Annotated in this window: 12 protein-coding genes and 1 tRNA gene; 9 read left to right on the forward strand and 4 right to left on the reverse strand. The window is 62.4% G+C overall.

Features of this window, described 5'->3' with window-relative positions; all coding sequences use genetic code 11:
• The first annotated feature begins 10 nt into the window (after nucleotides 1-10).
• The 3 genes from pntB to AC1ROW_RS19745 all read left to right on the forward strand — a co-directional run bounded on the left by pntB (nucleotide 11) and on the right by AC1ROW_RS19745 (nucleotide 2147).
• Nucleotides 11-1333 carry a Re/Si-specific NAD(P)(+) transhydrogenase subunit beta gene (gene pntB, locus AC1ROW_RS19735; protein ID WP_493021062.1) on the forward strand — a complete coding sequence of 441 codons (1323 nt, stop codon included), beginning with the start codon at nucleotides 11-13 and terminating at the stop codon, nucleotides 1331-1333.
• Entirely contained in the window at nucleotides 1334-1987 is a 654-nt protein-coding gene (locus AC1ROW_RS19740) for a DUF2510 domain-containing protein (protein ID WP_493021035.1), read from the forward strand. It begins immediately after the preceding gene.
• 70 nt (nucleotides 1988-2057) lie between these two features.
• Nucleotides 2058-2147 (forward strand) — tRNA-Ser (locus tag AC1ROW_RS19745).
• Nucleotides 2148-2193: 46 nt separating this feature from the next.
• Here the strand turns inward: AC1ROW_RS19745 and AC1ROW_RS19750 are convergent.
• Nucleotides 2194-3318: a tyrosine-type recombinase/integrase gene (locus AC1ROW_RS19750; protein ID WP_493021037.1), complete on the reverse strand. Its 1125-nt coding sequence runs from the start codon at nucleotides 3316-3318 to the stop codon at nucleotides 2194-2196.
• Nucleotides 3318-3584, reverse strand: coding sequence for a helix-turn-helix transcriptional regulator (locus AC1ROW_RS19755; protein ID WP_493021039.1), 267 nt, complete (start codon nucleotides 3582-3584; stop codon nucleotides 3318-3320). Before AC1ROW_RS19755 ends, AC1ROW_RS19750 begins: the two co-directional genes overlap by 1 nt.
• A gap of 625 nt (nucleotides 3585-4209) precedes the next feature.
• Between AC1ROW_RS19755 and AC1ROW_RS19760 the strand changes: the two genes are divergently transcribed.
• Together AC1ROW_RS19760 and AC1ROW_RS19765 are read left to right on the forward strand one after the other, a co-directional pair.
• A complete protein-coding gene (locus AC1ROW_RS19760) occupies nucleotides 4210-4944 on the forward strand; it encodes a helix-turn-helix domain-containing protein (RefSeq protein WP_493021041.1) in 735 nt (244 codons plus the stop codon).
• A gap of 4 nt (nucleotides 4945-4948) precedes the next feature.
• The gene (locus AC1ROW_RS19765) at nucleotides 4949-5419 is read left to right on the forward strand and encodes an NUDIX hydrolase (protein ID WP_493021043.1); all 471 of its coding nucleotides are present in this window, start codon (nucleotides 4949-4951) and stop codon (nucleotides 5417-5419) included.
• Here AC1ROW_RS19765 and AC1ROW_RS19770 read toward each other — a convergent pair.
• On the reverse strand, nucleotides 5407-5988 hold the full coding sequence (locus tag AC1ROW_RS19770) for an HD domain-containing protein (protein WP_493021044.1): 582 nt from the start codon (nucleotides 5986-5988) through the stop codon (nucleotides 5407-5409). The two genes, AC1ROW_RS19765 and AC1ROW_RS19770, sit on opposite strands and share 13 nt — an antisense overlap.
• 592 nt (nucleotides 5989-6580) lie before the next feature.
• On the opposite strand from AC1ROW_RS19770, the gene AC1ROW_RS19775 reads away from it, so the two are divergent.
• From AC1ROW_RS19775 to AC1ROW_RS19790, 4 genes are all read left to right on the forward strand, one after another.
• A complete protein-coding gene (locus AC1ROW_RS19775; RefSeq protein ID WP_493021046.1) occupies nucleotides 6581-7381 on the forward strand; it encodes a TIGR04255 family protein in 801 nt (266 codons plus the stop codon).
• Nucleotides 7378-8103, forward strand: coding sequence for a helix-turn-helix domain-containing protein (locus AC1ROW_RS19780; protein ID WP_493021048.1), 726 nt, complete (start codon nucleotides 7378-7380; stop codon nucleotides 8101-8103). Before AC1ROW_RS19775 ends, AC1ROW_RS19780 begins: the two co-directional genes overlap by 4 nt.
• 441 nt (nucleotides 8104-8544) lie before the next feature.
• Entirely contained in the window at nucleotides 8545-8892 is a 348-nt protein-coding gene (locus tag AC1ROW_RS19785; RefSeq protein ID WP_493021050.1) for a hypothetical protein, read from the forward strand.
• Between the two features lie 303 nt (nucleotides 8893-9195).
• On the forward strand, nucleotides 9196-9597 hold the full coding sequence (locus AC1ROW_RS19790; RefSeq protein WP_493021052.1) for a hypothetical protein: 402 nt from the start codon (nucleotides 9196-9198) through the stop codon (nucleotides 9595-9597).
• A 15-nt stretch (nucleotides 9598-9612) separates the two neighbouring features.
• Here the strand turns inward: AC1ROW_RS19790 and AC1ROW_RS19795 are convergent, their stop codons facing one another.
• Complete coding sequence (locus tag AC1ROW_RS19795) at nucleotides 9613-12342, reverse strand: AAA family ATPase (RefSeq protein ID WP_493021054.1); 2730 nt, start codon at nucleotides 12340-12342, stop codon at nucleotides 9613-9615.
• Between the last annotated feature and the right edge of the window lie 174 nt (nucleotides 12343-12516).

Genomic DNA, 12516 nt, shown 5'->3' on the forward strand with positions numbered 1-12516 from the left:
CCTCTTCATCATGTCCCTCGCCGGCCTGTCCCGGCACGAGACCGCCCGCAGCGGCGTCGTCTACGGCATGGTCGGGATGGGGATCGCGCTCGTCGCGACCATCGGCTTCCTGCTGCTGCCGACCTCCTCCCTCATCCTGCTGATCGTCGCGATGGCCGTCGGCGCCGCCATCGGGTTGTGGCGCGCGCGGGTCGTGCAGATGACGGGGATGCCGCAGCTCATCGCCCTCCTGCACAGCTTCGTCGGCCTCGCCGCGGTGCTCGTCGGCTGGACCGGCCACCTCTCGCACCCCGAGCTCACGGGTTCGCTGCGCGGCGTTCACAACGCGGAGGTCGTGATCGGCATCTTCATCGGCGCCGTGACCTTCACCGGCTCGATCGTCGCGTACCTGAAGCTCTCCGCGCGCATCTCCTCGCGACCTCTGGTGCTGCCCGGCAAGAATGCGCTCAACGTCGGCGCGCTCGTCGTGTTCGTGGCGCTGACCGTCTGGTACGTGATCACGCCCGAACTGTGGTTGCTGGCGTTGGTGACCCTGATCGCGCTCGCCCTCGGGGTCCACCTCGTGGCGTCGATCGGCGGCGGCGACATGCCCGTCGTAGTCTCGATGCTGAACAGCTACTCCGGCTGGGCGGCCGCCGCCTCCGGCTTCCTCCTCGACAACGACCTGCTGATCGTCACCGGCGCCCTCGTCGGCTCCTCGGGCGCGTACCTGTCGTACATCATGTGCAAGGCGATGAACCGCTCGTTCATCTCCGTGATCGCGGGAGGCTTCGGGATCGAGGCGCCGTCGGCGGCCGTCGAGGAGCACGGCGAGTACCAGGAGGTCACCGCCGAGCAGACGGCGGAGCTGCTGCAGAACGCGGACACCGTCGTGATCACGCCCGGCTACGGGATGGCCGTCGCCCAGGCGCAGTACCCCGTCGCCGAGCTGGTCCAGAAGCTCCGCGACCGCGGGGTGACGGTCCGGTTCGGCATCCACCCCGTCGCCGGGAGGCTGCCGGGCCACATGAACGTGCTGCTGGCGGAGGCGCGCGTCCCGTACGACATCGTTCTGGAGATGGACGAGATCAACGACGAGCTCGCCGATACGGACGTGGTGCTCGTGATCGGCGCCAACGACACCGTGAATCCCGCCGCCGCCGAGGACCCCGGCAGCCCGATCGCCGGAATGCCGGTGCTGCGGGTGTGGGAGGCGCGCCAGGTCGTCGTGTTCAAGCGCTCGATGGCCGCGGGCTACGCGGGCGTGCCCAACCCGTTGTTCTACCGCGAGAACGCGAGGATGCTGTTCGGGGACGCACGGCAGGCCGTGGACGAGATCGTGGGGTACTTCTGAATGGTGGACGACGCAGGCCAGGCGGGTTCGACTCCCGAACCCGGCTGGTATCCCGACCCGTATCGCACGGCGCCGCTGCGCTGGTGGGACGGGACGACGTGGCAGGCGCAGGTGAGCGGTGGACCCGCAGCGCCCGCGGCGCCACCCGTGCGGTACGCCACGGACCGCCGCCCGCTGCCTCCCGAGACGCCGGTGTACACGCCCTGGATCTGGCTGGTGCTGCTGCTCCCGCTGCTCGGCGTGGTCGCATCGCTGGCCACGATCGGCACCCTCACCGAGTCTCTTGCCGCGCTAGGACATCCCGGCACGGCGAACCTCGCGCTGCTGTCGTCGCCCGGCTACCTCGTCAACGGCCTCCTGAGCTGGGTGATCCTGGCCGTGTCGGTCGTCTTCAGCTGGCTCGACTACCGGACGCTGGCCCGCCGCGGTGTCGACCGGCCGTTCCATTGGGCGTGGTCGTTTCTCGCCTGGCCGGTCTACACGATCGGCCGCGCGGTGATCGTGCGCCGCATCGCGGGAGGCCGCGGATCCGCGGTGATCTGGCTGTCGGTCGTGGTGCTGACGATCTCGCTCGCCGCCGGGATCGCCGCAGCCCTCATCCTGGGCTCGGCGGTCCTCCAAACCATCCACCCGGTCCCCGCGACCGGCTCCTGAACGCGCAGTGTCCGGCCGCGCCCGCAACGTCCGTTATGATGGCTGTCGTGCGTCCGCCCGCGGACGCTCAGGAGACGTCGCATAGTCAGGCCTAGTGCACCACCCTGCTAAGGTGGAGTGCCCGTCAAGGGCACCGTGGGTTCAAATCCCACCGTCTCCGCAACAAAAGTGCTGATGAGCGAGGGTTTCTGAAGCTTTGTAGCGCACTAGTCGAGGCCTTTCAAGCTTTCAGGAACGGCGCCCCAGGACAGCGCTGGGACAGCAGGTGTGTCCAGAAGGGCGAGAGCTGCCCGGTTGGCATCAATGCCGAGGACATGAGCGTAGGTGGACAGCAGCACTGTCGGGTTCTTGTGCCCTGACCACTCGGCGGCAGTCTTGACGTCTACGCCGCGAAGCAACCAATACGAGATTGCGAAGTGTCGCAGCGCGTGGATCGTGAGTCCGCGGCACGTCGTCGCATTCCACTGCACCTGACGGCGGAACAGGTTTCCTCTCAACTGCTTCCCCGTTTTCGAACGAAACAGGTGTTCTCCGGGAGGAACGCCTTCAACTCGAGAGGCCACGATCTCTAAGGCCCGCGGACGCAGGGGAATCGTTCGGGACCGTACTTCGCCGGAGTTGCTCTTCAGTGTCTTTTCGGCGTAGCCATCTGATTGTGCGCGCCATACATGTAACGCCGGCATCGGAATCTGCGCCACATCTTCAACGCGTAACGCCCTCAGTTCTGACCACCGCAGGCCGGTGAGCCCGAGAAATTCAGTCACCTCGGCCATTGCAGGGTTAACTACCCGCTGTGCCTCGATGGTTCTCGACATCTCTTCGGGCGTCCATGTATCCGCTTTGGGCCGCGAAGGGAGGCCGACAACCACAGGCATGCGAGCACCCCGGACGGGGTTCGCCGGTGCGACGTGTTCTGAGACGGCGTACTCGAATAGAGCGGAGAGGGTGACTCTCATCCGAGTAACGGTCGAACGCGCGAATCCGTCGGCCAGCAGACCTGCTAGGAGGTCGTGCACGTCGGATGCGGTGATCGTGGATACCGGTCGACGCAGCCACGTGGGAGGCACGTGGCGAAGGTTGTCCGAGTCGGTGCGCCAGGTGTGCGGAGAAACACGCGTCTGCCGGGCGTTGAGAAACCGAGCTATCAACCCGGCGACAGGCAGCAGTGACAAGGAGGGAGAGGGAATTCCTCCCAGCGAGAGAACACGGTACTGCTCCTTCTCCCAGGCCTGGGCGTCCGCCTTTCGCTCGAACGATCGAGTTCCCACGACTACGTGATCCAGAAAGATGCGCACGCGATACTTGCCTGAAGCGCGCTTATCGATTGCCATCACGGCATCACCACATGAGAACCAGTCAGCTCCTCGACGTCAGCGAGCCGATACCGACGTATCCGCGGCGTGAGGTTCACCGGGCTCAGCGGACAAGTCCCTTGATCGACCAGGCGCGCGAGTGTGGTCCGATCGATTCGGAGTATCGCTGCCGTCTCTGCTTCTGTCAGAAGTAATGGCGCAACAGTATTCGCGTTGCGCCGAACCTGACCTTCTCCGTTGTTCATGTTCCCTCCATTTGCTTCTACTTTGGTCTCTGCGCTCATGTCGTTGGGTACCAGTCACTGAAGGTGACTCGAGTTCTCGAGAGCCGGCGGTGCCAACGCTTCCAACTCGCAACACGCGGCTTCCAGGCACAGCGCGATCTGTTGCGCTTTCTCTGCGGCCCTTCGCACCAGGGCGGCAACAAGTCGTTCGCGAACGGATATAGCGGAGGTCTCGTCTTCACGGAGCGATCGCTCGAACCCTCTCGCCAATCGGCTCAGCACCTCGCCGAGGTTGTAGCCGCCGGCACCCTCGAGATTCGCAAGGATGTCGCATAGCTCGTGTGCCGGGATGGGCCTCCCGGTGACTGTCACGCTCAAGTGATGCATCCCGTCGAACAACTCGATGCCGATCTCTCTCGTGCTTCGCATCATCACTCCCGGTAACCGCAGCTGAACGCGGGGAATAGCGCTTCGTCGATGTTGCTCGGACGCATGTCTTACTTCCTCTGTCTCGTTGCACGTGACAGCGCCGGTTGGCGGGCACAACAATGAGTGCACACGGCCGAATCTGACAGTGGAAGGCCAGACGAGTGTCAGAATGTGTCAGAGGTTGCAGGCAAGATCTGGTTTGGGGAGCCTCATGACGGTGATTCAAAGAGCGGCTGGCGTCGGAACTGGACGCCTCTTGGCCGAGCAGATGGATAGGCAGCGGATCAGCATCCGTGACCTCGCTTCCCGCGCGGGATGCGACGAGCGCACCGTTCAACGCGCGATCAGGGGCGAGACCACGCCCAAAACTCGGATTGCCGAAGAGATCGCTGCAGCCCTTGGCGTCACCGCTGAGGACCTATGGCCACGTTTCGGCATCCGACCTGCCATTCACGACGCGACCATCGAAGTCCGATTGTTCCCGTCGCGGGCCCACGTCCCAATCGATCTGTGGCGCGAGATGTTCGAGGCAGCCACCGAGCGCATCGACATCTGCGTCTACGGCGGCACCTTCCTTTGGGACGCGGTTCATGGGTTCACCCGCATCATCAAAGACGCGGCCGCGCGCGGCACGAAGGTTCGTTTTGCAGTAGGCGCACCGGATTCAGAGGGTGTCATGCAGCGCGGTTCGGAGGAGAGGATCGGCGACGCACTTGCCGCGCGTTGCAGAATGACCCTTGTCCACCTCGAGCCGCTGGGTGACGTCGAGGGCGTTGAAATTCGAATGCATGGCACGCCTCTCTACACCTCGATGTTCTTCATCGACGACATGCTCTACGCCAACCACCACATCTTCGGCTCCCCGGCCGGAGAGAACCCCGTGATCGAGCTACCCAGAGAGGCCGAGCCCGAACTGTGGGACACGTATGCGGTCGCGTTCGACGCCGTATGGAGCAGCGCAAGGCCGGCCGAGTTCCCGATCGAAAGCTGAGGCAGTGGCGCGAATCGACTACTACAACGACCCTGACGCGCCGAAGGCGAACAGCGTCGTGCCCTCAACCACGGCAGTAGTACTTGACGACAAAGGACGCATCGCCCTCGTGCATCGAAAAGACAACAGCCTCTGGGCATTGCCCGGGGGCGGCATGGAACTCGGCGAAAGCATCGAGGACTGCGCTGTGCGCGAAGTCAAGGAAGAGACCGGCCTCGACGTGGAGCTCACCGGCCTCGTTGGCATCTACACGAACCCTCATCACGTCATGAAGTACGACGATGGAGAAGTCCGGCAGCAATTCTCGATCTGCTACACGACCAAGCTGATCGGCGGCGAGCTTGCCTTCGATTCAGAGTCGACGGAAATCGCATGGATCGAGCCCACGGAGATCGCCGTTCTGCCGATGCACCCGTCGATGAGGCTAAGGATCGACCACTACCTCGAACGACGTGATGTGCCTTACCTCGGCTGAGTAGCGCCGGCGGGCGCTAACCGAAGCTGCTCCTTGATTCGAGCAACCGTGGCAAGCAACTCGGCAGACGATCGCGAGACCGCAGCATGGACCGGATCATCGGTCGAATAGCGAGAAAGAATCTCTGATACGCGCCTCTCGGCGTCGATTGGTGTCCCATCGGGCGCCGTTGTCATGTCCGCGTATGTCACCACGTCAAGGACGACGCCGGGTGGACGATCGAATTCGGCCAGCTCGGCATCAAGACCGCGCTCGATTGCTTCGGCACTGGCTCCCGAGTGGTGGGCGATGAGCGACACAACCAGATCGGGCATACCAGCAGACTTGGCGAACCTCGCACCGTCCACAGGATGAAAACCCGTCGTTGCGATACTCGGTGCGTAGCCAACGTCATGTAGCCAAGCCGCGGCAATGACCGCGTCGGCGTCGGCGTCTCTTGTGAGAAGCCTTGGGGCGATATCGGACGCAGTTCTCGCGACGCCAAGGACGTGCGCCCATCGCTGGGGCATGGCAACGGCCAAACGCTCGCTCGCAAGTGTTCGAGCTCGGTCGACCAGATCCTTGTTCATCGCTACTTAGCGTAGGCGCATCGCGTGGACCCGTGACCCGCAGTCACCCGAGCTGTGCGGTGGCACCCACGCACGGCAATACCTGCGCCGGATGCGACGCTTCGATCGCTTGAGTGGCGAGGCTGAAGTTCTACCATTTGAACTACACTCGCGCGGCCCGGAATCCCAGTAAAACACTGGGAAGTAAGGCTGCCGACCAGACTACCCGCTCAATGGTTTTTGGCCAAACTCACCGTTTACTCACCGCTTTGGAGTTGCGGGCCCCTGTTGGAGTGAACCTAGCTAGTCGAAGGCCGCCAGATTCAGTTGCAGGTAAGGCTCCGATAGGTCTTCTGATCACGATTGCCCCGACCTCCAATACAGCGTCGGTCCGCTCTGCCGACAAAGGTCGCGCGGAACGGTGGCGGGCAGAAATCCCCTCGTTCGTGGGAAGATCCGACGCTCATCGTGGGCAAAGGACACCGCCGCCCCGGTCGATATGTAAAGTCAAGAAACAGCGCCGGCGCGGTCTCGGAATGGACAGTTAGTCCCGGCTGGGGATCCCCTATCAAGGTCTAGAGCGCGCTGTAAAGTCATGTGTAAACTTCGCACTATGACATCCGAGTTGATCGGCAAGAGAAAGCTCAAGAAATCACCCCTCGTTGTTGTTTTAGCCGAAGTGCGCTTCGCGCCAATTCTCACAATTGAGAACTTGGTGCCCGCAATTCAAGAGGAACTGCGACGCAGCGGTTTTCCGGGGTTCTCGGCATCGACCGTCCATCAGTTCCAGATTGCGGTGGGTGGAGAGCCCTCCTTTCAAGCGACGTCCCGCTGGCTTTTTAGCTCGAAGGACAACACCGAAGCTGTCGCGCTCTCCACAGAGGGGATCTCGCTCCGCACAACCAACTACGACGTCTTCGACGACTTTGTTGACACCTTAGGTCGGGCTGTTGCGGTGCTCGCACGGATTGGCGAGCCTAGCTTTGCTGACCGAATCGGCCTCCGGTACGTAGACGCCGTCCCAGACATTGGCGAAAGCCTGCCGACGTACTTCAACGAAACAGTTCTCACATTCTCCGCCGATCAGCTCGGAGTCGAGTCGGTGCTGTCTAGTCAACACATCCTGGCCAAGACGGACATAGGTCATCTTCAGATTCGGATGAACCAAGTCGAAAATGCTCCCCTGTTGCCGCCTGACTTGATTTCTCCGGAGTTGGGGAGCTTGGTAACCCCTCGGCAGGGGACTCATGCAATCTTGGATATCGATAGTTCAGACGAAGGGCGCTCCGACTTTGCGTGGGAAGCTATCGAGGGGCGGCTATGGGCCGTCCATGAGTACGCGAGTTCGGCCTTCTGGAAGTCGGTGACGAAAGAGGCACGAGTTGCATGGGGAGAGGAGGAGGTCTCGGCGTGACCGTTCTAAACCCGACCATGTCGGCGGCCCTGGCGTCAAACGTGTCCCAGGTTGGTTCGTTTCTTCCGACCATCCGCACGGGAGGACACGCGATCACTATCCCAGCAGGGGCAACCTGGTATCGCGATATGGCTCTCGATGCGATTACGTACGTTCCTGATCTCGTCTGGGGCACCGGGAGTCTCGTCACAGATACCCTCCTGCGTCTGGCGGCCAGGCGGTCGACGGGCACCCCGACGCGGATCCTCGTTATCGGTGAGGCCCCAAGCTACCTCGATGATGTCCAGCCCACGTCTGAGGTCGTTAACACAATCCGCGTGGCATTCGGGTTGTCTGTAACCGATATGGCCGGCGTACTTGGCGTCGAGCGGCCCACGGTCTATTCCTGGTTGAACGATCGGTCCACACCGTCTCCCGCACGGTTGGAAAGGATGGCATTGGTCCTTCGTCTTGCGGACACCTGGACATCGGAGACAGGCGGCGGGGTTTCGCCAGTCTTGACGTCAGCGGTCGCGGCTGAAGTTGACCTCCTCACAGCACTCAAGAATCCAAAGCTCTGGGAAATTGAGATCATCCAGAATCTGCGCGCCCAGGCGGCGGCATCTAAGGCACACGGTCGTCGAAACAAGTTGGTGGCAATTTCTCGAGGTCACGGCGCCGATCCCCGACCCGCGTCAGACTTTGACATCGCTACAGCTCGCCCGCTCTCGCCAGAGCTGTAAGGGGTGCCAGTGTCGGAAGTTGACGATATCCGCGCGCGAGGGTGGACCCAGGGGTCCATCCTTGCGGTCGACTCGGACGTAGCTTCAAGTGGCTTGCAGAAGGGTGCTCGGTATGTCGTCATCTCTCATCCGTGTGAGGTCGCGTCTCCGAGTCTTGATCGCGATCCCATCGTCGAATTGCTTAGTGTGTCGGTTGTAGAAGGCGTTGATGGAAACCTAACCTTCGGCAAGAATCCACGTCGGCTTCAAATCGCCGCTGCGATAGGAACGGTGGAGGTTGATTTTGCCGGTAGGGCCACTATCGATCGCACAATACTTGCCGGTATTAGGCCGGAAATTACGATCCCCGAAGCGGATCGTCGTGTATTGGCATCGTGGTTAGCCGCTCGGTACGCGCGACCAGCGTTTGCAGACGAGTTCAATCTTCGGATGAGGCCCGCGATGAGCGCGATCGAGCGGGTTCTCAAGTCGGCCGGCAGGCGCGTCTCCGGAGTCTATGTTGCTACCACTCTCGCCGAACTCGCACCTGACGCGAATTACCAGTTGCACATGGCCTTCACCATGCTGTCCGATGACTTCGATGTGCCCGGCACGTTCGCCGGCGTGAGCGAAGGAGTAGATCGGATCGAGGCCTCGGTCAGGGCCCTTACAGGCATCGACCTAGTCCAAATCGGCGTCTATTCCGAAGCGGACTTCACTCTCGACGCACTCCGCAGTTACGCCCGGTGGGACTATGACGCTCTCAGCCACAAGGAGGGCGAGGATTCAGCGTTTCCGACGCGGGCATAAACGCCTAAAGGTGCTCTTCCGCTTCGTTGTCCCTGCGAGAGCGCCCGGTCTGTGGGGCCTGATCTCGCTGCGGGCGAAGGGTTTCAAACGACAACTATTGCTCCGGCCTTTGCTGCATTCCATCACCCAGGTCTGGTTTTCCGCGTACCGAGGACCACCATCGCTACTGCTCGACGTGGCGTGCTCCGATTGTGGGGACCAGCGTAGCTAGCGCCGGGCGCAGGTCAGTTGCCTCCCTGCTAAACCAAGTCGTTCCTAGACGAATCTGCTCGAAGTCTCTGGGGTCTGGTGGACACTTGGCTCGTGAAGTCTGAAGAACCGGCGCCCAGACCGTTCGGAGTATCGACCGAGGAAGCAGTTGAGCTATGTCGCGAGTGGATGGTCTATCTCGGCGCATCCGACACCGTGATTGCGGATGGTGCCGCTCGACGCTTCTGTGATCTTTACAGTTCCCGTTATCTCGGCTGGGTTGATAACGATCGCGGAAACCTTGACGTGGACTCGGTTGAACGCGCGGCAAGCCTTGCCGCGGAGGACGGCCGCCAACCATTGATCTTTCTGCGGGGCGGTGTGCGCCCTGTGGCGCAACAGCGGGCGGACGCACTCGGCGTCGCGTTGTTGAACTATCGGGCAAGGGACAGCGCGTTAGATGGGAGGAGCCGACTCGGTCGAGAGATTGTCGCGACGGGGTTGGCTAGGCAATAGAGGGAGTTTGGGAGCTCAGCGCGTCAATGTGAGCGAGGACGCTCCTGCGGCTCGAATCGGGTGTGCTGTGTCCGTGCGAGCTGCACGTGCCAGTTCTTGCCGAGCTGCGGCGCGGGACTTCTCAATTGTCTCTTCGCTCAGCTGTCGTTGCATCGTGGCTGCGAGTTCTTCCTTAGCCGATTCAACGGTGCCCGCGAGCACAATGACGTCGTTGCGCGAGCGTCCGCGGGTGAGTCCAACGTAGAGGCCGGCAGCGTCGACGCCGGGTCCTACGATGGCGCATTCGGTCGTTTCTCCTTGGACGCCGTAGACGGTGGTGGCGTACCCGAGGTGAACGTTGAAGTTTGCGTATTCGCGCGTGATCCGCCGGAGGGCGGACGAGTCGCTGACTGATGCCAGTGTGAGGTGCTTATCCGTGATGCTTCGCACGACCCAATTCTGCCGGTTCTCGACGCCGGAACCGTTGTCGTTTCGTCGGGTCTGAACTACGTCGCCAACGAAGATTTGCTGTTCCGATTGGCCAGTTGCAAAGCGGTGGGTATCGAGCTCCCCTGACTCGACACGCCGAGCCTGTATTGCTTCGCTGACCTGTTGCGCTTCGGCGTGCGTCGCGGTGACAAGTGCGATCGTTTCCGCCTTCCGCGAGGACTCCAGCCAAGCGGTCACCATTTTCTGGTGTGCTTCAGCCTCGCTTCTCACGTGCATGAGATGACCCGTTCGCTGGAGTTCGTCAGCGATTGCTTGGGACTCCGCCGGACCACTTGAGTCGCGCAGTCGCGCGGACAGGTCTGCCCATTCGGGGTCGCGGAAACGGTGGATTGCAGTGAGCTCGACCTTTTCAAACGCGGACCGGCGGAAGAGTGCCATTGCGCCGGAGTGCCCCACGGGCAGGGCCTGGTAGTCATCGCCGACGACGGCGACGGCGGCGCCCGTGCGGTCGATAACGTCAATGAGAGCGTTGGCGGTTTCGAGGTCGAGCATGCCGGCCTCGTCAACGACTATCCGGTCTCCGGGGCGGATGCGCGTATGGGCACCCTGGTATCGCTGTCCGGAGATGGGGTCGATGTCTCCGGGGTCGAGGCACGTCCATTCGGTATTCCCGGCAGCACCCGTCTTCCAACGCCACCCGTAATCATGCAGGAGCTGATGGAGGCTAGACGCGGCGCTACTGGTTTCGCGTCCGGCCACAGTGGAGGCCTTTTTGGTGGGGGCGACAATAATCATGTTGCGCCCGTGACGGCGCAGCGTTGCGACGGCAACCTTCAACATGGTCGTTTTGCCGGTGCCGGCAGCGCCGGTGATCGAAACCACGGATGCGGTCCCGGCGATAGCGGACGCACCATCGATCTGATCCTTGGCCAAGACGCGCTCGGGGTCGAGTGCGTGAGCAATCGCGGTGATCTCCTCGACCGGGGCGGTGGCGCCGGGCGTGGACAGCCCTTCGATTCGGTTGGCAAGCGTGGCCTTCAGGACTGCGGTAGAGGTGGCCATTCTGGACTTGATGTGTGCAGGAACTTCGGGCTCGTCAAGCAGCGTGACTGTGTGCGCTCGTGCGGCGGCGATCACCTCCTCAACAATGGTCCCGAGTTCTGTTCGCTCGGCGATGACGCCGGTCGTAGCGAGGGCGCGGAGTGCGCCGGCGCGGACGTCCATCAAGCTGAACCGGCCACCGGTGCCAGTCGATCGAGCGTCAGCATCGACGATGGCTCTTGCGGCGAGGAGCTCGATATCGAGACCGCTGATCGATGCTGAAGATGCGCCGATGGCGGAGCGCTCCAGGCGGAGCGCGGGATCGGCGGCGGCGAGCTCTTCGCGGACGAGCTCGGCCCAGTCTTCTTCGTCCAGATCACCCGGCTTGTTCGGTCGCCCCGTTGCCCAGGCCCACCGGTCGATCTGGCTCAGCACATCATGGGGCGGCTCCAGTCCGGGGTGCTGTCCCTTCCACCAGGCGGTGCGCGCGATCCTGTTGGCTTCGATCTGAGCGGACCTCTTGGACAGTGGTCGTACCACGTGCTGCAGTTGGGTGATCTCGCCGTCCTCGTTGAGGGTGAACCCTTTGGCTGCGAGGGCGTTGATCCAGGTGGGGTCGGTGCGGGAGGCGAGGTCGCCTTCGGCGTTGATGACGTTCTGGAACCGCAGAGCGACCCGGGTGTCGATGTTGGACCATTTGCCGTCTTGGCCTTGGACTTTGACGTTTAGCCAGAGGTGGCGGTGCTTGTGCGGGTCCAGGGAGCGGGAGCGTTCGTGGCGGAGTTCGACGACCTCGATCCGGGCCAGGTTCTCGCGGATGGCTCCGCCTTTGCCACGTCGCGCGTTGAGCTCGGTCTGCCACATCTTCACAATGCGGTCCCGGAGTCGGTCTTGGAGGTCTTCGTAGGCGGCGGCCAACTCGGGGTCGAGCATGGCGGCGATCGAGAACGACTTCGGTGCGTTGATCGTCGCATCCAAGATCAAGTCGGCGACCGGGGATTCGAGGTCCCGGCCGCGACGTTCCCCGGTGAGGGGATCGAGTCCGTCGACCCAGTCCTTGAGCTGACCCTTGGTGAGGAGGTCGTCGCGGATGTTGCCGTTCTGGACGATGTACCGGGTCATGACGGCGTCGGCGTAGCCGGCGGCGGCGATGACACCGTCGACGGTCTTGGCGGTCAGGGTGGCGTCACAGACGCCACCGAAGGCGTAGTTGACGGCTTGCTTGACCCCGTGGGATGCCTGTCCCCGCTTCCATCTCGCTACTCCACCTCGCATCCGAACTCACCTCCCTCGCACCACATCTGGACCTCCCGAAAACTGGGCAGTCTTTCCCTTTCAAAAAAGACTTCCTCTACTTATTACTTCCGGTTCGGGTGGCGTCCCTTGGGGTGGTGTAGTTCTTGGGCTTGAGTGTCACGTCGTTGACGTGGCGAGCCATCGTGCGATGGT

The organism is Leifsonia sp. GW821-FHT13C09 (genome assembly GCF_058806435.1).

Bases quoted from the DNA above. Each gene is read 5' to 3' on its own strand.
- pntB (WP_493021062.1), top strand. From the start codon at position 11: ATGTCCCTCGCCGGCCTGTCCCGGCACGAGACCGCCCGCAGCGGCGTC.
- AC1ROW_RS19740 (WP_493021035.1), top strand. From the start codon at position 1,334: ATGGTGGACGACGCAGGCCAGGCGGGTTCGACTCCCGAACCCGGCTGG.
- AC1ROW_RS19750 (WP_493021037.1), bottom strand. From the start codon at position 3,318: ATGGCAATCGATAAGCGCGCTTCAGGCAAGTATCGCGTGCGCATCTTT.
- AC1ROW_RS19755 (WP_493021039.1), bottom strand. From the start codon at position 3,584: ATGAGCGCAGAGACCAAAGTAGAAGCAAATGGAGGGAACATGAACAAC.
- AC1ROW_RS19770 (WP_493021044.1), bottom strand. From the start codon at position 5,988: ATGAACAAGGATCTGGTCGACCGAGCTCGAACACTTGCGAGCGAGCGT.
- AC1ROW_RS19775 (WP_493021046.1), top strand. From the start codon at position 6,581: ATGACATCCGAGTTGATCGGCAAGAGAAAGCTCAAGAAATCACCCCTC.
- AC1ROW_RS19785 (WP_493021050.1), top strand. From the start codon at position 8,545: ATGAGCGCGATCGAGCGGGTTCTCAAGTCGGCCGGCAGGCGCGTCTCC.
- AC1ROW_RS19795 (WP_493021054.1), bottom strand. From the start codon at position 12,342: ATGCGAGGTGGAGTAGCGAGATGGAAGCGGGGACAGGCATCCCACGGG.